At 69.7% G+C, this 16337-nt stretch carries 16 protein-coding genes; 11 read left to right on the top strand and 5 right to left on the bottom strand.

Annotated elements, in window-relative coordinates; translation table 11 throughout:
* Positions 1 to 225: 225 nt before the first annotated feature.
* The gene (locus JHY01_RS17265) at positions 226 to 918 is read right to left on the bottom strand and encodes an SMI1/KNR4 family protein (protein WP_205326895.1); all 693 of its coding nucleotides are present in this window, start codon (positions 916 to 918) and stop codon (positions 226 to 228) included.
* Between the two features lie 152 nt (positions 919 to 1070).
* Positions 1071 to 2204: a hypothetical protein gene (locus JHY01_RS17260; RefSeq protein ID WP_205326894.1), complete on the bottom strand. Its 1134-nt coding sequence runs from the start codon at positions 2202 to 2204 to the stop codon at positions 1071 to 1073.
* A 208-nt stretch (positions 2205 to 2412) separates the two neighbouring features.
* Between JHY01_RS17260 and JHY01_RS17255 the strand changes: the two genes are divergently transcribed.
* The 4 genes from JHY01_RS17255 to JHY01_RS17240 are packed head-to-tail and all read left to right on the top strand — an operon-like array spanning position 2413 to position 6216.
* A complete protein-coding gene (locus tag JHY01_RS17255) occupies positions 2413 to 3387 on the top strand; it encodes an MBL fold metallo-hydrolase (protein WP_240192896.1) in 975 nt (324 codons plus the stop codon).
* A gap of 16 nt (positions 3388 to 3403) precedes the next feature.
* The gene (locus JHY01_RS17250; protein ID WP_205326893.1) at positions 3404 to 4048 is read left to right on the top strand and encodes an HAD family phosphatase; all 645 of its coding nucleotides are present in this window, start codon (positions 3404 to 3406) and stop codon (positions 4046 to 4048) included.
* Positions 4035 to 4946 carry a hypothetical protein gene (locus JHY01_RS17245; RefSeq protein ID WP_205326892.1) on the top strand — a complete coding sequence of 304 codons (912 nt, stop codon included), beginning with the start codon at positions 4035 to 4037 and terminating at the stop codon, positions 4944 to 4946. The genes JHY01_RS17250 and JHY01_RS17245 overlap by 14 nt, the downstream gene beginning before the upstream one ends.
* 49 nt (positions 4947 to 4995) lie before the next feature.
* Positions 4996 to 6216 (top strand): hypothetical protein, encoded by a 1221-nt coding sequence (locus JHY01_RS17240; protein WP_205326891.1) that lies wholly within the window; start codon positions 4996 to 4998, stop codon positions 6214 to 6216.
* Between the two features lie 55 nt (positions 6217 to 6271).
* Here JHY01_RS17240 and JHY01_RS17235 read toward each other — a convergent pair whose 3' ends face one another.
* Together JHY01_RS17235 and JHY01_RS17230 are read right to left on the bottom strand one after the other, a co-directional pair.
* Positions 6272 to 7126 (bottom strand): NAD(P)-dependent oxidoreductase, encoded by an 855-nt coding sequence (locus tag JHY01_RS17235; protein WP_205326890.1) that lies wholly within the window; start codon positions 7124 to 7126, stop codon positions 6272 to 6274.
* Between the two features lie 136 nt (positions 7127 to 7262).
* Entirely contained in the window at positions 7263 to 7577 is a 315-nt protein-coding gene (locus JHY01_RS17230; RefSeq protein WP_205326889.1) for a helix-turn-helix transcriptional regulator, read from the bottom strand.
* Positions 7578 to 7639: 62 nt separating this feature from the next.
* Between JHY01_RS17230 and JHY01_RS17225 the strand changes: the two genes are divergently transcribed.
* The 3 genes from JHY01_RS17225 to JHY01_RS17215 are packed head-to-tail and all read left to right on the top strand — an operon-like array spanning position 7640 to position 10860.
* Positions 7640 to 8710, top strand: coding sequence for an NAD(P)/FAD-dependent oxidoreductase (locus JHY01_RS17225; protein ID WP_205326888.1), 1071 nt, complete (start codon positions 7640 to 7642; stop codon positions 8708 to 8710).
* A 10-nt stretch (positions 8711 to 8720) separates the two neighbouring features.
* The gene (locus JHY01_RS17220; RefSeq protein ID WP_205326887.1) at positions 8721 to 9971 is read left to right on the top strand and encodes an MFS transporter; all 1251 of its coding nucleotides are present in this window, start codon (positions 8721 to 8723) and stop codon (positions 9969 to 9971) included.
* Positions 9972 to 10011: 40 nt separating this feature from the next.
* A complete protein-coding gene (locus JHY01_RS17215) occupies positions 10012 to 10860 on the top strand; it encodes an MBL fold metallo-hydrolase (RefSeq protein ID WP_240192895.1) in 849 nt (282 codons plus the stop codon).
* An 8-nt stretch (positions 10861 to 10868) separates the two neighbouring features.
* On the opposite strand, the gene JHY01_RS17210 is transcribed toward JHY01_RS17215, so the two are convergent.
* The gene (locus JHY01_RS17210; RefSeq protein WP_205326886.1) at positions 10869 to 11759 is read right to left on the bottom strand and encodes a helix-turn-helix transcriptional regulator; all 891 of its coding nucleotides are present in this window, start codon (positions 11757 to 11759) and stop codon (positions 10869 to 10871) included.
* A 109-nt stretch (positions 11760 to 11868) separates the two neighbouring features.
* On the opposite strand from JHY01_RS17210, the gene JHY01_RS17205 reads away from it, so the two are divergent.
* The 4 genes from JHY01_RS17205 to JHY01_RS17190 all read left to right on the top strand — a co-directional run bounded on the left by JHY01_RS17205 (position 11869) and on the right by JHY01_RS17190 (position 15848).
* A complete protein-coding gene (locus JHY01_RS17205) occupies positions 11869 to 13296 on the top strand; it encodes an MFS transporter (RefSeq protein ID WP_205326885.1) in 1428 nt (475 codons plus the stop codon).
* A 23-nt stretch (positions 13297 to 13319) separates the two neighbouring features.
* Entirely contained in the window at positions 13320 to 13982 is a 663-nt protein-coding gene (locus JHY01_RS17200; RefSeq protein ID WP_307814486.1) for a nucleoside/nucleotide kinase family protein, read from the top strand.
* 137 nt (positions 13983 to 14119) lie between these two features.
* Positions 14120 to 14488, top strand: coding sequence for a PadR family transcriptional regulator (locus JHY01_RS17195; RefSeq protein ID WP_205326884.1), 369 nt, complete (start codon positions 14120 to 14122; stop codon positions 14486 to 14488).
* A 1-nt stretch (position 14489) separates the two neighbouring features.
* The gene (locus JHY01_RS17190; protein WP_205326883.1) at positions 14490 to 15848 is read left to right on the top strand and encodes a permease prefix domain 1-containing protein; all 1359 of its coding nucleotides are present in this window, start codon (positions 14490 to 14492) and stop codon (positions 15846 to 15848) included.
* Positions 15849 to 16337: the final 489 nt, after the last annotated feature.

Genomic DNA, 16337 nt, shown 5'->3' with positions numbered 1-16337 from the left:
CGTCGCCGCCGAACTCAACGGACGCCCACGCAAAACGCTCGCCTGGGAAACCCCAGCCGAGCGCCTCGCTAAACTCATCCACACCAGCGAATAACCAGCAGTGTTGCAACCACCCCTAGAATCCGCCAGGTGGCCCGGCCCCTTCCGGTGCTCGCAGCCGGGAACGGTGTTCGTACGCGGGCCCCGCTCGATCTCACCTTGCGGTGGCGGATTCACCGCCCGCGGTCACCAGTTCCAGGTACTCGGTCGGCGCGCCTCCACGTCCCGCAGCCACGCCGGACGCGGCGGCTTGTCGACGGGATCGACGCCCCATTCGCTCATTGGGCCGCTGTCCTCATCGATTTCGAGCGTGGAACTCTCGGGATCATCCGCGAACCGTTCCAGGTCCTCGGCGTAGCGGACCAGCAGTGCCGTCCACGACGGGGCCAGGACGTCCCACTGGCAGCATTCGAGGTCGAGCCGGACCACTTGCCCGGGGGTGCCGCCCTCCGGCGGGTCAAGGTCGATGAACCAGTTGACGTCGCCGTTCATCGTGCCCACGACCACCCTGTTCCTGAGGCTCGAGGTCGGTCGCACCGGCCCGCTCACGTGGATCATGCCCGCATCGATCAGGCAGGCCATGACGGGAGGATTGTCGATGTCCGGGTCTGCTTCGGAGTGCCATGCCCGCGTCATCTCGACGATTTCACCAGTGTCGAACAGGTATTCGAGCGGCACCGGTGCGGGGTTCCCGTAATTCGATCCGTTGTGGATACGGAGACTGGCCCGGAAATCCGGCGGCAGGGTCACCCCCAACTCCGCCTCGATCGCATCGATCTCTGACGCCTCGGCCGGCCCCGCGAGCAGCGGCAGGGAATCGGGCAGGACACGACGCAGGGCCGCTTCGACCAGGGCCCAGGCGCTCTCGATGTCGTCCAAGGAGCGATCATTGGTTTCGGCCATGCTGCGGATCCTAGGGCCTCAACGCAATATCCTGCTGATGCCGCCCGATGTGGATGAAGCACAGCAGGTTTTGCTCACGATGGCTTTCGACTCCCGGCGTCAGCCGTGGCCAGGTGCGCTCGGGCGGCCTAGTTCCCGGCAATGTAGTCCTGGGCGTTGGCGAGGTATTCCTTGATCTGCTGCTCCCAGGCGTAGACCTCGGACTCACGGTCGATGACCTTCTCGACGCTCATGCGGGCCCAGGCTTCGTCAGTGCCGTCGCGCAGGCCGGAAGTCTCGGCGCATTCGGCGAAGTCGAGGGCCATCGCGAACTCGTACGCGATGGGGTCGTCGGTGTCCTCGGCTTCCTCGGTCAGCGGCGGCACCTCTTCCTCCATGCCCTCGTAATAGGTGCCGCCACCGTTGAGCTGTTCGAGATACCACCAAGTGGGCAGCCCCCCGAAGTCGTCGAACTCCCATTCGCCGTAACCGCGTTCGTCGACGCAGAGCAGGAAGTCCTCCTCCTGGTCGGCGTAGTCGGAGGAGAGTTGGGCGTACAGTTCGCCGTCGCCGATCCAGGTGAGCGGGCTTTCCAGGTCGGGTCGGCTCCAGTAGTCCTCGCCGTCGATCTCCCGGTGGAACGGTTCACCGTAGACGATCTCGATGGTCTTCAGTTCGCAGCCGCCGAAGGGCGGCTGGGGGCCCAGATCATCGACGTCCACCGCGTCCGCCTCTTCCGGGGTGTCGGCGCCCTCGAACGCCGCGTTCATGGCCGCGTCGTAGGCGGCGCGTTCGGGACCGACGAAGGCTTCCATCCAGTCCTGCTTGTACTCCTCGTCCATCGCGTCCCACTCCGCGTGGGACGCGTCCTCGGCGTCGGAATGCCAGCCCTGGTCCTCGGCGGTGAAGGCGAGGTAGTCCATGTCCTCGCGCATGGCAAGGGCCTCATCGGAATCGGAGGCGAAGACCCAGGTGCCGAAGCCGAACTTCTCAGCCTGCTCGACCGTGGGGATGCGCGCGTACGGGGAGTCGAAGCCCTCGAAGCGGTTCGGGAACATGCTGCCGTGCAGGCGGGTCGTGTCGTGGACGGTGAAGCCCTCGTCCTGCATGCACATGCTCGCGACCCGGGTCTCGGCCTGCGTCAGCTCCCAGGCCAGCGCGGAGCCGTTCACGATGCTCGCCTCGATGGCGGTGATGTCGGCTTCGGTGACCTCGGTGGGCCGGTCGGAGCAGCCGGTGAGCGCGAGGGCACCGGCGAGGAGGGTGACTGCGGAACGGCGCATGTGGGCGACCGCCTTCCTGGGGTGGGTGCGGCGGGGTCCGTGGCGGTCACTGTATCGAATCGCTCGGAAGGGTAGTCCGCCCGGAGTGGGGTTCGCGGGTGCGACTTTGGTCGGGAGAGGTTGGGGCGCAGTTCATTCGCTGTCATGAGGTGCGCGCCGCCGGGGGTGGCGAGACTGGGGTTCCGTTCCCTTCACGTCAGGAGTAGACATGACCGCGACACGCCGCAGCCTGTTGACAGCCGGTGCTTTGGGCACCCTTACCGTGGGTGCCATGGCTTTCGATCAGCGTCCGGCCGCTGCCGGTGGTTCGGGCCCGTCGGGCCGTCCGGTGCGGTTCCGTCCGGGCGGGTGCGTGCCCGATCTGGAAGTGGACTGGCACGCGGGCTGGCCGTCGCCGAAGCACGATCCGGCTCCGGAGATCCAGTCGCATGCCGCCGATGAGCACACGATCATCATGCGCCAGAACAAGTCCGTGAACTACGAGGCGCCGTTCATGTTCCTGCTGTTCGGCAATGACGCGGCGCTGCTGATCGACACCGGGGCGACTCCGGAGCCCGAGTACTTCCCGCTGCGCGCGGTCGTGGACGCGCACATCGAGGATTGGCTGGGGCGTCATCCGCGCGAGGGGTACCGGCTGATCGTCGCCCACACGCACGGTCACGGCGACCACAAGGCGGCCGACGCCCAGTTCGCCGACCGCCCGCACACCACCGTGGTCGGCACCGGTCTCGATGCGGTGCGGGCGTTCTACGGTTTCGAGGACTGGCCTGCGACGCCGCGCGAGCTCGATCTGGGCGGCCGAGTGGTCGATGTCGTGCCCGGGCCGGGACACCACTCGTCGGCGGCCGTATTCTACGACCGGTGGACTCATCTGCTGCTCACCGGGGACACGTTCTATCCGGGCCGGTTGTACGTGCAGGACTGGGACGCGTTCGCGGCCACTGTGGACCGGTTGGTGGCGTGGTGCGAGGCGCATCCGGTGTCGCACGTGCTCGGCTGCCATGTCGAGATGTCGGTGCAGCCGGGGGTCGACTATCCGCGCGGCTGGACGTATCAGCCGGACGAGGCGGCACTGCCGATGCGGGTGGCGCAGCTGCGGGCGTTGCAGGAGGCCGTGCGCGAGGTCGACGGCGCACCGGGCGTCCACAAGTACGACGACTTCCACATCTGGTACGAGGTCTGACGAGAGGACCGGCGCGATGAAACAGTGCGTGCTCTTCGATCATGACGGCGTTCTGGTGGACACCGAAGCCTGGTACTACAAGGCCGGGGAGCGCGCACTGGCGGACGTCGGATTCACCCTGGACAAGGAGCGGTACCTGCGGGACATGACCCGGAGTGCGGGCACATGGGCGCAGGCGAGGGCCGCGGGCATCGACGAGCGGACCATCGACAGGCAGCGGCGGGTTCGCGACGAGTACTACCAGGAGTACCTGCGGACCGAGGCCATCGAGATCGAAGGCGTCGTCGAAGCGCTCGCCGAACTGTCGAAGCACGTCCGGATGGCGATCGTGACGACTGCCAAGCGCGTCGATTTCGAGCTGATCCACGAACATCGCCAGATCAGGCAGTTCATGGAGTTCGTGCTCGTCCGCGAGGACTACGCGCTCTCCAAACCGCACCCCGAGCCGTACCTGACCGGCCTGCGGCGCCTCGGCGCCGCCAAGGAAGCGACACTGGTCGTCGAGGATTCCTCCCGAGGCCTGCAGTCGGCCGTGGCGGCCGGCATCGACTGCGTCATCGTTCACAACGACTTCACCAAGGGACATGACTTCTCGCGGGCCAGTCACCGCATCGAGACGTTGATCGAACTGAAGGACATCATCCTCAATGAGCACTCCTGAAGCGCCGCTGGCGATCCGCGGATACGACGACCGGCGCCCGCCGTTCGAGCGCCTCACCGCCAGCGAACTGAGGGCACGCGTGCTCAGTGTGGCGGACGGCGGCGCCGAATGGATCGTCGTGGACCGCGTGCCGTACCTCCCCCATGACGCCGTCCAGACCGCGGCCGACGCCGGGACCGGCGGCCTCCGGGTGTCGTTCCGGAAGGGCGACGACGGTTGGATGGAGGCGGTGCTCGACGCGGATGTCGCCGCCGACCTGTTCGTGGCCTGGGCGCGGAACGAACCCGGATGGGAAGGCGCGCATTCGTGGGAGCCCGCGGAGTGGTGGCACCCGCAGCCGGTGCCCGCGCCCGCCCCTGAGGCGGCCGCGGAGACGACGGTGCTGGCGGCCCGGTACCTCGAGGAGGGGTACCTGTCGTTCGACGACATGGTGCGCAATCTGGTGGAGATGTCCGAGGCGGAACCGCCGATCACCAAGGCCCAGGCCCGGGAGATCCTCACGCCGATGTGGCGCGAGCGCGTTGCGGCGCAAGCGGAATGGGACATCACGGACTGCGACCGACTGACCGAGGCCTTCAGGGAACTCGATGAGGGCGGCATCGTCGCCCGGGAGCATTTCACGTGCTGCCAGACTTGCGGGACGGCCGAGATCTGGGACGAGGCCGACCCGGACGATCGCGGCTACGTGTTCTTCCACATGCAGGACACCGAGACCGCGGGCGACGGCGTCCTGTACCTCGCCTACGGTTCTCGGTCGAACCTGACGGAGGAGACCGTCGCCGTCGGGCACGAGGTGGTGAAGGTCCTCCAGGCGCACGGGTTCCAGACCACCTGGGACGGGTCGGAGGCCACGCGGTTGCGGATCACCGATCTCGAATGGCGCAAACGTCTCCAGTAGTCCTGGAGGCGTTTGCAACTCCCGCAGCGGTTCGCGGCGTCTCCGGCGTATGCGTGAATTCGACCGGCGAGACCACACTGTCCGTTGGCGCCTGGCGGGGCTGATCGTCGTCGCGGCGCTCGCAGCGACCGCGGCCTGCTCCGAATCGGGCGGCGGCTCCGACGACGCCGAGGACGCGGCGGACGGCGGCACGGTGGATGCGGCCGGGCTGCTCGAAATGGCCAACGAGAACGTGCGGCTCTCGAAGGAGCTGGACGCGGCCGAGGACCGGGTGATCGCCGAATGCCTTGAGGAGCAGGGCTTCGACGTGCACGACCAGCGGGAGCTGGGGCAGCACGAGCCGTACGAGCTCACCTCGCTCGTCGACTACTACCCGACGCAGGAGTTCCTTCCCGAGGCGTCGATCGCCGCGGAGTGGGGTTTCGGCTGGTGGGCCCACACCGAGGAGATGTTCGACTCCGAGGAGACGCAGGACTACTACGAGGCGGCGTTCCCCGATCCGTTCGCGGACGAGCCCGTGTTCGACAACTCGGCGTTCGAGTCGCTGCCCGATGACGAGCGCCGCGCGTGGAGCGTCGCCTACCAGGGCGAGGAGGCCACTGCGGCACTCGAGGGCACCGGAGAGCCGGCCGGCGAAGGTGGCTCCTCAGAGGACGGTTCGCTCGAATTCGACGAGGGCGCGATGCCGAGCGGACCGAAGCCCGGCGGCTGCCAGTTGGAGATGATCGAGGCGCTCTACGGGGAACCGAAGCAGGTCGAACTCGATCTCGACGGCGGCTACCTCATGTGGCAGTGGCGGCCGGAGCAGCCGGTCGTCGACTTCGAGGCGATGGAAGCGGAGTACGCGAACCGCATGTCCGAGGAGCACGGCGTCTTCCTCGACTGCATCACCGAGGCCGGCTACGCCGGTTGGGAGTTCAACGACACCGGGCGGCTCGTGATGAGCGACTACTCCGCGATGCTGTACACGGGCGAGCCGTTCGACGAGGGGGTGCCGCCGGGCGAGGAGGCGGTCGCGGACACGAACCCGCCCGCTCCCGACCTGCCCGCGGACGTGCCCGCCGACTTCGAGGGGAAGCGCGCGTATGAGATCGAGATGGCGGTGGCGTTCGCCGACTGCGGCGACGGGACGGGCTACCGCGAGACCGCGGCGTCCACTTACGACACCGTTGTGGCCGAGCACTATACGGCGATCGAGGTGGACACGTACACCTGGCAGGACCAGATCCGGGACTACACGGTCAAGGCGCAGGAGCTGATCGCGGGCTGAGCGCGCGCCCGCGGAGGCGGAAGGGCGGGGCTTCGGCCCCGCCCTTCCGTCGCGCTCACACGTGGTCGCGCCAGGTGTGCTTCGGGTCGTAGCCGAGAATCCTGCGGGCCTTGTCGATCGACAGGAGCGTCTCGTGGCCTTCGACCGGGCGCTTGAGTTCGAGGTCCGGGTAGTGGGTCTGCACGAGTTCCGGTGTGGGCGTGGTCATCACGGTGTCGGGCGAGGCGATCACGAAGACCTCCTTGCCGGTGCCTTCGCGTTCGAGGCCGAGGCGGATCGCCAGCGCGCCGTCCCTGGCGTCGATATAGGACCAGAGGTTCCAGTTGCGGAGGGTCGGGTCGTCGTTGAAGGCCGGGAAGGCCGCGTAGTCCTCGACGTACATGACGTTCGAGAAGCGCAGGCCGGTGGCCTTGAGGCCGGGGTTCCAGCGGCAGAGCTGGTCGACCATGGTCTCTTCGAGGGTCTTGACGAGGGAGTAGGTGGATTCGGGGCGGGGGGCGTACTCCTCGTCGACCGGGAGGTAGGGCGGCGGGGTCTCGAAGGGGAGGCCGAGGACGGTTTCGCTCGAGGCCCAGACGATGTTGTCGATGCCGGCGGTCTTGGCGGCGGCGAAGACGTTGTAGGTGCTGAGCATGTTGTTGTGGAAGATCGCCGAGTTGGGGCGCAGGCCGGGGGCGGGGATGGCGGCGAGGTGGACGACGGCGTCGAGGCGGTCGTAGCGGTCGTCGACGCCGGTGAGGGCGGAGGCGACCTGGCCGTGGTCGGTGAGGTCGATCTGGAGGAAAGGCGCCAGGTTGTCGGGCGAGGGGGCGCGGTCGAAGTTGACGACCTCGTAGCCGTGCTCGATCAGGTCGCGGACGCAGGCGCGTCCGAGTTTGCCGCTGCCGCCGGTGACTGCCACGCGTGTCATCGCGTTCCCCCTCTTGGTTGCGTCCTCCGCGCGCGGGTCGCGCGCCTCGGGCCGGTACGGCCCGAAGTGTAGGACCTGGAGTGGACTCCAGGGCAACCCGCCTGGTGGCGGGCGGTTCGGCGATGCGCTCGCGGCGTCAGCAGCAACCGTCGAGGAAGCCGCGGAGTCGATCGAGCGCGGCACCGATCCGGACCTTGTCCGCGCGGTAGTAGACGGTCTTGGCCTCCCGGCGGCTGGTGAGCAGCCCGCCGTCTTTCAGCTGCGCGAGCTGCTGGGAGGCGGTGGACTGTCCGATCTCCAACTGATCGGCCACCTCCCCCACGCTCAGCTCGGCACCGCCTGCGAACAGGAGCATCAACCGCTGGCGGGCCTCGCTCGCCAGGGCCTTCAGGAACCGTGCCGTCGTCTCGTCGGGGACGGGCGGAGCGGGATCGGGAGTCGCAGTCGCCATGGTCCCATCCTAGACACATATCGTCATTTCATGAAATCATGGAATGACGATATGATGCGGTCATGGACCTCATCGACACCCTCGTCATCGGCGCCGGCCAGTCCGGCCTCGCCGCCGCGCACGCCCTCCGAAAGCGCGGCATCAGCCCAGTCGTCCTCGAAGCGGGCGGCGCCCCGACCGGTGCGTGGCCGAAGTACTACCGGTCGCTGACCCTGTTCTCCCCGGCCCGCCACTCCGCCCTGCCCGGGATGCCCTTCCCCGGCGATCCCGACCGCTACCCGCACCGCGACGAAGTCACCGACTACCTTGCCGCGTATGCCGAACGGCTCGACGCCGACATTCGCACCGGCCACCACGTCCGGGCGGTCGAGCACCATCACGGGATCTTCACCGCGCACTTGGCCGACGGCCGCCGGCTCCACGCCCGCGCCGTCGTCGCCGCGACCGGGGGCTTCACCAACCCCCACCGGCCCGCCCTCCCCGGCCTCGACGGATTCACCGGAACGGTCCTCCATGCCGCCGACTATCAGCGACCCGAGCCCTTCGCCGGCCAGCGGGTCCTGGTCGTCGGCGGCGGCAACTCCGCCGTACAGATCGCCGCCGAACTCGCCGAGTTCGCCCGCGTCACCGTCACCACCCGCGGGAAGCTCCGCTTCGCACCGCAACGACCACTCGGACGGGACCTGCACTTCTGGTACACCGTCACCGGACTCGACACCGCCCCCATCGGCCGCCTCCTGACCCACCCGCCGACCGTCCCCGTCCTGGACACCGGCCGCTACCGCACCGCCATCGCCGCCGGACGGCCCGACCACCGGCCCATGTTCACTGCCCTAGGAGCCGACCACGTCAACTGGAGTGACGGCGCCGGCGAGCACGTCGACACCGTCATCCTCGCCACCGGATACCGGCCCGCCCTCGACTACCTCGCCGGGCTCGACGTCCTTGACGCCCAAGGCCACCCCCGCCACAACGGCGGACTCGCCGCCGACCCGCCGGGCCTGGCGTTCGTCGGACTCGAATGGCAGCGCAGCCTCTCCTCGGCCAGCATCCGAGGCGTCGGCCGCGACGCGGCCCGCATCGCCCGGCCGCTGTCCGCCCTCGTGTTGAACGCGCGCAAGGAAATCGGATAGACCTGACCCCATGGCCACCCGCACCGCACCCCTCGAGACCGCCGGCGCGCACCCACCCGTGCCGCGCCGCGTCCTCATCGCCCTATGCGCCACCCAGATCACCAGCTGGGGCGTCCTCTTCTACGCCCTCCCAGTCCTGCTCGGCGACATCACCGCCGACACCGGGTGGTCGACCGCCGCCGTCATGGGCGCCTTCTCCGCCGGGCTCGCCGCCTCCGCCCTGGCGGGGATCGCGGTCGGGCACCTCCTCGACCACCGCGGGCCGCGCCTCGTCATGACCGCGGGTTCGACACTCGCCGCGGTCGCGCTCGCCGGCGTCGCGGCCGCGCCGAACCTGTGGACGTTCACCGCCGCTTGGACACTCGCCGGCATCGCCCAGGCCGCCGTCCTCTACAAGCCCGCGTTCGCCGCCATCACCACCTGGTACGGCCCCAAGCGCGTTCGGGCCCTGACCATCCTCACCCTCGCCGGAGGCCTCGCCAGCACCGTCTACGCGCCCCTCACCGCCTACCTCGCGAGCCACCTCGACTGGCGCGACACCTATCTCGCCCTCGCCGCGATCCTGGCGGCCGTCACGATCCCGGCCCACGCCATCGCCCTCGACCCGCCCTGGCCCGCTCCTCTTCCGGACGCGAACGGCGAGGGGATCGCGCCCGTACCGGACCGGAGGCAGATCATCGCCTCGCCGACGTTCATCGCCCTCGCCGTCGCGATCGCCTTGGCCGCGTTCGCGATGAGCACCTCGAACCTGTACCTGGTCCCGCTCATGACCGGACGCGGCATGGACACCGCCACCGCCGCCTGGGCCCTCGGCATCTGCGGCGCGGGCCAGCTCCTCGGCCGCATCGCCTACGCACCCATCGCGATCCGCACCGGCCCGACGATCCGCGCCGTCCTCATCCTCGCCATCGGCGCCGCGGCCACTCTGGCCACCGCCCTCATCGCCGGGCCCCTCGGCCTGGTGTTCACCGCCGTCATTCTCCTCGGCGCCGCCCGCGGCGCCTTCACCCTGCTCGACGCCACCGCCATCACCGACCGCTGGGGGCCCAGCGGCTACGCCACACTCCACGGCATCCTCACCGCCCCCGCCACCATCGCGATCGCCCTCAGCCCCTGGCTCGGTGCGGTCCTCGTCGACTGGACCGGCGGTCAACCCCAGATGTTCGCGCTCCTCGCCGCACTCGTGCTCATCGCCGCCGCGATCTGTTTCGGGGAGGGTTTGTTCCACCGGTACGTCGCGAAACCGAGCGCGGGCCGGTAGCGCTGCAGCACCCGCTCCCCTCACGTGGCAGGATCGCGGCATGTCCGTAACCCCGCCTCCAATGATCCGGATCGGTTCGGCCGAGATCATCGCCCTCGCCGACGGCGTGGGCCCCTTCCCCTTCTCCTCTCGCGAGGAGGCGTTCCCTGACGCGACCGCCGCGCATTGGGCGGCTGTCGACCGTTTCGACCCCGGCGCGGTCGACGCCGAGGGCCGCTGGTCGCTCAACTTCCGGGCCTTCGCGATCCGCGGCCCGAAGGGCCTCACGCTGGTGGACACCGGGATCGGCCCGGCCGACGCCCCCGCCACGTGGGCGCCCCTGCCCGGCAGGCTCCCCGAGTCCCTGGCGGCGGCCGGCATCGATCCGGCCGAAGTGGACACTGTGGTGCTCACGCATCTCCACACCGACCACATCGGCTGGGCCGTCGTGACCGAGGAGGCCGTCACCACGGGCGGGGACGGCCCGAGCACCGACCTCAGCCCGTTCTTCCCCAACGCCGAGTACCTGATCCAGCGGGCCGAGTTCGACGCGGTCGACATGCTCAACCCGAAGCTCCGGGAGACGCTGATCGACCCGCTCCGGGCCTCGGAGCAGCTGCGGCTCCTTGACGGCGACGCGCCGCTCCGGGCGGGCCGGGTGGTGGCGACGCCGGGGCACACGCCGGGGCATCAGAGCGTGGTCGTGGCGGACGGCCGCGAATCGGCGCTCATCACCGGTGACCTGCTGGTGAACGCCATCCAGCTCCTTTACCCCGAACTCGCGTACGTGTACGAGATCGACCGCGAGACGGCAAGGCGCTCAAGGGAGCGGCTCCTGCGGACCGAAGACGGTGCCGTGCTCCACGTCGCGTCCTCGCACCTGACGGAGCCGTTCGTGCCGATGCCGTAAGCGTCGGCCTAGCCCGCGAGACGCCGGAGGCGTTCGAGCTTCTCGGCTGTCTCGTCGTCGGCCGGGCTGAAGACGGTCAGGCGCATGCCCCACCCGGGCTGGGTCCAGAGCCGGTCGGCGTGGAGGCGCACGAGGCCGACGTCACGGTTGCGGAAGATCTTGATCTCCTGGACCTTGTCGGCGACGTTGCGCCGATCCCAGATCTCGCGGAACTCCGGCGAGGCCGCGAGCAGCCTGTCGACCAGCTCGCGCCAGTGCACCTCCTCGTAGTGTGCGGTGCCGAACCTCCGAAAGTTCGCGACCATGAGCTCGAGGGTCTCGCGCCGCTCCACCAGCGCGCGCTTCCAGCCGGGGTCCATGAAGGCGAGCCACATGCAGTTGCGGTCGCGCGGCGGCAGCGCGTCCAGGTCGGTGAACAGGCGGCTGAACGTGCGGTTGTAGTGCAGGAGGTCGTAGCGGCAGTTCTGGATCGACGCGGGGAACGGCTCGACCTGCCGCAGCACCGCCCGAAGCGACTGCGGCACTTCGACAACAGTGGGTCGCGGGGCGGGGTCGACGACTCCGGCGAGACCGAACAGGTGGGACCGTTCGGGGGCGTCGAGGCGGAGGGCGCGGGCGATCGCGTCGAGGACCTGCGGCGAGACCGTGATGTCGCGGGCCTGCTCGAGCCAGGTGTACCAGGAGACGCCGACGGACGCGAGCTGCGCTACCTCCTCACGGCGTAGACCGGGGGTGCGGCGCCTGCGGCCGGGCGGGAGGCCGACGGCCTCGGGGGCGAGGCGCTCGCGGCGGGAGCGAACGAAATCGGCGAGTTCGCGGCGGCGTTCGGCCAGCTGCGGGGGTTCGGCGGGGGCCGGGGTCGCGTCGGCGGCGTCCGCTGCCGTAGTGGTCGCGGTCATGGTTCCCATCCCACCAGGATGCCTCGGTCCGGGTTCGCGATCCAGGTGGTTCCAGTCCCTGGATAACGACGATCAGGTACCGGGTTGGGCGCGGCGCCAAGGTCGGTGCATGACACAGACCGACAGCGCGCCGCCTCCGGCGCCGCTCGATGCCCACTCGCGGGACGCCGGCCTCTCCGGGGCCGGTCTCTTCACCATCCTCCTCATCGCCTCAATGTCCTCTATGGATGCGTTCATCGTGAACGTGGCGCTGCCGACCATCGGCGCCGACCTCGGCGCCGGACCCGCGGCACTCGAACTCGTCGTCGCCGGTTACGCCACGGCCTACGCCTCGCTGCTGGTCCTCGGCGGGAGACTCGGCGACGCCTTCGGCCGCAGGCGCCTGATGGTGCTGGGCCTCATCGGGTTCGGCTTCACCTCGCTGCTGTGCGGGCTCGCCCCCGCAGGCGGTGCGCTCGTCGCGGCGCGGATGCTGCAGGGCGCGGCGGCGGCACTGTGCCTGCCGCAGGCGATGGCGACCATCCAGGCCACGACCTCCGGGGCCGGGCGGGCCCGCGCCATGGGCATGTTCGGGGCCGTCGTGGGCCTCGCGTTCGCGTTCGGGCAGATCCTCGGCGGGTTCATGGTCGGCGCGGACATCGCCGGAACCGGTTGGCGCTCAGTGTTCTTCATCAACGTCCCGGCCGTGGCGATCGCGGCGGTCCTGCTGCTGCGCACCGTCCCGGAGTCGCGCGCGCCGAAGTCGGCGCCGCTCGACCCGCTCGGCGCGGTCCTGCTGGGCGCGGCCATGGTGCTGCTGCTCGTACCTCTCACCGAGGGACGCGCGGCGGGCTGGCCCGCTTGGTCGTGGATCTGCTTGGGGGCGTTCCCGTTCGCCGCGGCCGTGTTCTTGATCGTGCAGCGGCGCAAGGAGCGGGCGGGGGCGGTGCCGCTGCTGCCGCCGAGTCTGCTTGCGCTGCCGGGGATGCGGCGGGGGCTGCCGGTGATGATGCTGTCGATGGGCGGGTTCGGCGGGTTCCTGTTCGCTTCGGCCGTCGCGATCCAGCAGGGGCTCGGCTACGGGCCGGTCGCGGCCGGGTTCGCTCTGGTGCCGTACGCGCTGGCGTTCTTCGCGGGGTCGGCGATCGGACCGCGACTGGCGCCGCGGCTCGGCGGGCGGGCGGTGACGTGGGGCGTGGCCGTGCAGATCGCAGGGCTGGTCGCTCTGGTGTGGACGGTCGCGTCGACGTGGTCGGGCACGGCGGCGCTCGCGATGGCCCCGGCGCTGGTCGCCGTCGGCTTCGGGCAGGGCCTGCAGCTGCCGGTGCTGTTCCGGGTGGTGCTCGCCGAGGTCCCGCCGGAGCGGGCCGGGGTCGGCAGCGGCGTGATGGCCACGTTCCAGCAGGTATCGCTCGCCTCGGGAGTGGCGGTCTTCGGGGCCGTGTTCCTGCACCTCGCGCCGGAGGTCGGCGTACAGGAGGCGTACGGGTGGACCATCGCGACCCAGGGGGTGACGGCCCTGGTGAACGCGGGGTTGAGCCTGCGGGTGCGGGCGTAGGGCGGTCGGATAGGTTCGGGCGCGTGGACATCGCAGACGACCCTCAGCTCCTGTTGGACCGCGTGCAGGACCTCCGCGCGGGCGACGGGCGCGTGCTCATCGGGATCGCGGGCTGCCCGGGCGCGGGCAAGTCGACCGCCGCCGCGTGGCTCGCGCGCACGCTCGACCCCGAGCGGCGGCGCGCGGTGCAGGTGCCGATGGACGGCTTCCACCTCGCGAACGCCGAACTCGTGCGCCTCGGCCGCCGCGACCGCAAGGGCGCGATCGACACGTTCGACGGCCACGGGTACCGGGCGCTGCTGGAACGCATTGCGGCGGAACGGGAAACGACCGTGTACGCGCCGGAGTTCGATCGGCGGATCGGCGAGCCCGTCGCAGGGGCGATCGCGGTGCCGCCCACGGCCGAGATCGTGGTGACCGAGGGGAACTACCTGCTCGATGAGACCGGGCCCTGGCCCGCCGTCCGCGCTGCGCTCAGCGAGGTCTGGTACTGCGAGACTCCGGAGCCGCTGCGCTTGGCCCGGCTGGTCGCGCGCCACGAACGGTTCGGGAAGTCGCCGGAGCGGGCCCGCTCATGGGTGGCCGAGGTCGACGAGCGCAACGCCGAACGCATTCGCGCCGCCCGGCACCGCGCCGATCTCGTGCTCGATTTCGAGAAGCTGCAGATCGGTCGGCCGGAGGCCTGACCAGGACCCGAGAACGCCGCCGCACCCCACGTGCGGCGGCGTTTCGCGTATCCGCGGTTGACGTGCCAAGAACCCTAGCGCTACGATGCATAGCACCTCAAGGCATAGAACTACTAGGGTTTAGGAGGCGCCTCCTCATGCACATCGCCAAAGACCTCGTCGCCGCCTCGGCGACACCGCTGGTCCTCGGCATCCTCGCCGAAGAGGAGAGCTACGGCTACGCGATCCTCAAGGAGATCGCCGAGCGCTCCGGCGGCCGCCTCGAATGGACCGAAGGCCTGCTCTACCCGCTCCTCCACCGCCTCGAAAGACTCGGCCACGTCGAGGCCAACTGGCGCACCCCCGAAGGCGGGCGCCGCCGAAAGTACTACGCCATCACCCCCTCCGGCCGCAGAGAACTGGCCGAGCAGCGCAAGCAATGGGACGCCGTCACCGAAGCGCTGCAAGACATCTGGAAGGCCACGCGGTCGATCGGACCGACCGCGTCGCCCGTATTGGAGGGGTGACATGACCGGCAACGACACCGAGCTCGAAACGCAGATCGCCGAATGGCGGACCTACATGCTCCGCCGCCGCGCCCTCAGCGGCGCCGACGTCGACGAACTCGAAGACCACCTCCGCGAGCGCGTCGCCGACCTCACCGAGACCGGCCTGCGCACCGACGAGGCCTTCCTCATCGCCGTGAAACGCATGGGCCGCATGGACGAGCTCTCCCGCGAATTCGCCCGCGAGCACTCCGACCGGCTGTGGAAACAGCTCGTGCTCACCGACGACGCGCCTGCCGAGGCCGCGCGCCGCCGCGGTCTGCTCGTCATGATCGCCTGCGCCGCCCTCGCCGTGCTCGCGGTGAAACTCCCCGCGCTCTTCGGCTACGGATTCGACGGCAGCGCCGAGTTCTACGGGCGCAACCTGGGCCTGCTCGTTCTCGCGCCGCTCGCGGTGTACTTCGCGTGGCGCCGCAGGGTCCGCCGGGGCACTGCGCTCGCGCTGCTCGGCCTGTTCGCGCTCGGGGCCGTCGCCGCGAACGCGTACCCGCTCGAGGGCGACTCGCAGTCCATCGTGCTCACTGGCATTCACCTTCCGCTCGCGCTGTGGCTGGTCGTCGGCATCGCCTACGCCGCAGGCGAATGGCGCTCGGGCCAGAAGCGCATGGACTTCATCCGCTTCACCGGCGAGTGGTTCATCTACTTCGTGCTCATCTGCCTCGGCGGCGGGGTGCTCACCGGCATCACCGTGGGCACCTTCAGCGCCATAGGGATCGACGCGGAGACGTTCATCAGCGAATGGCTCGTCCCCTGCGGTGGCGCAGCCGCCGTGGTCGTGGCCGCGTGGCTGGTCGAGGCGAAGCAGAGCGTCATCGAGAACATGGCGCCGGTCCTCACCCGCGTGTTCACGCCGCTGTTCGCGGTGACGCTCGTGGCAGTGCTCGTGGCGATCGCGTTGACCACCAATGCGATCGACGTCGAGCGCGACATGCTCATCCTGTTCGACCTGCTCCTGGTCGTGGTCCTCGGCCTGGTCCTGTACTCGATCTCGGCCCGCGACCCCGGCGCACCCGCCGGGTTCTTCGACTGGATGCAGCTCGCGCTGGTCGTGAGCGCCCTGCTCATCGACGTGCTCGTGCTCATCGCGATCACCGGCCGCATCACCGAGTGGGGCTTCACGCCGAACAAGAGCGCGGCACTCGGCGAGAATCTGGTCCTGTTCGTGAACCTCGCCTGGTCGGCCTGGCTGTACTGGGGGATCGTGAAGGGCCGCAAGCCGTTCGCACGGCTCGAGCGCTGGCAGACCGACTACATGCCGGTGTACGCCGCATGGGCGTGGATCGTCGTACTGGCGTTCCCGCCGATCTTCGCCTTCGCCTAGCAGGGCAAGAACCCCGGGCCGCGCGAGCGGCACCAGGTCGGGGTGGGTTGCACTTAAGGCGGGCAGCGACGGAGGGGTAAGTGGCGGGGCGGGCGGGGTGGCGCGCCTCGGGTCGGATTCGGTTGGGACGCAGTCGATCAGGCTGGGCGTGGGGGTGGGGAACATGAGGATGTTCTCCACCTGTGGGTGATGACAGTCGGGGGCTGCATGGGGGACAATTGAGGTACGTACAGGGACAGGAAACTGGTACAGGTGTCGGGGTAGGTGTAAGCAGACTATGACAAGCCTCTGGCCGATCCGACAAACCGACTTGTTTCGAGGCGACGACCCGGTAAGCCAGGGTGCTCCTCCGCTGGAGGCGTCCGATCTCACCCCCGTGCCATCGCCCGCAGCTGTCCGCGCCCCCGATGGGCCGTGACTGGGTGGACGATCCTAGTTGGGATCACCCCAACCAGCAGGCGATGCCGTACACGACGGCATACGCGATCC

Origin of the sequence: Glycomyces sp. YM15, from assembly GCF_016918015.1 — a bacterium.
In the GTDB taxonomy this organism is placed as follows: domain Bacteria; phylum Actinomycetota; class Actinomycetes; order Mycobacteriales; family Micromonosporaceae; genus Glycomyces.
Note: the sequence above shows the minus strand (reverse complement) of the source record. Positions and strands in the feature narration are given on the sequence as shown.

Excerpts from the sequence above, each read along its gene's own strand:
- JHY01_RS17260 (WP_205326894.1), bottom strand. The coding sequence starts at position 2,204 with ATGCGCCGTTCCGCAGTCACCCTCCTCGCCGGTGCCCTCGCGCTCACC.
- JHY01_RS17255 (WP_240192896.1), top strand. The coding sequence starts at position 2,413 with ATGACCGCGACACGCCGCAGCCTGTTGACAGCCGGTGCTTTGGGCACC.
- JHY01_RS17250 (WP_205326893.1), top strand. The coding sequence starts at position 3,404 with ATGAAACAGTGCGTGCTCTTCGATCATGACGGCGTTCTGGTGGACACC.
- JHY01_RS17245 (WP_205326892.1), top strand. The coding sequence starts at position 4,035 with ATGAGCACTCCTGAAGCGCCGCTGGCGATCCGCGGATACGACGACCGG.
- JHY01_RS17240 (WP_205326891.1), top strand. The coding sequence starts at position 4,996 with ATGCGTGAATTCGACCGGCGAGACCACACTGTCCGTTGGCGCCTGGCG.
- JHY01_RS17235 (WP_205326890.1), bottom strand. The coding sequence starts at position 7,126 with ATGACACGCGTGGCAGTCACCGGCGGCAGCGGCAAACTCGGACGCGCC.
- JHY01_RS17230 (WP_205326889.1), bottom strand. The coding sequence starts at position 7,577 with ATGGCGACTGCGACTCCCGATCCCGCTCCGCCCGTCCCCGACGAGACG.
- JHY01_RS17225 (WP_205326888.1), top strand. The coding sequence starts at position 7,640 with ATGGACCTCATCGACACCCTCGTCATCGGCGCCGGCCAGTCCGGCCTC.
- JHY01_RS17220 (WP_205326887.1), top strand. The coding sequence starts at position 8,721 with ATGGCCACCCGCACCGCACCCCTCGAGACCGCCGGCGCGCACCCACCC.
- JHY01_RS17215 (WP_240192895.1), top strand. The coding sequence starts at position 10,012 with ATGTCCGTAACCCCGCCTCCAATGATCCGGATCGGTTCGGCCGAGATC.
- JHY01_RS17210 (WP_205326886.1), bottom strand. The coding sequence starts at position 11,759 with ATGACCGCGACCACTACGGCAGCGGACGCCGCCGACGCGACCCCGGCC.
- JHY01_RS17205 (WP_205326885.1), top strand. The coding sequence starts at position 11,869 with ATGACACAGACCGACAGCGCGCCGCCTCCGGCGCCGCTCGATGCCCAC.
- JHY01_RS17195 (WP_205326884.1), top strand. The coding sequence starts at position 14,120 with ATGCACATCGCCAAAGACCTCGTCGCCGCCTCGGCGACACCGCTGGTC.
- JHY01_RS17190 (WP_205326883.1), top strand. The coding sequence starts at position 14,490 with ATGACCGGCAACGACACCGAGCTCGAAACGCAGATCGCCGAATGGCGG.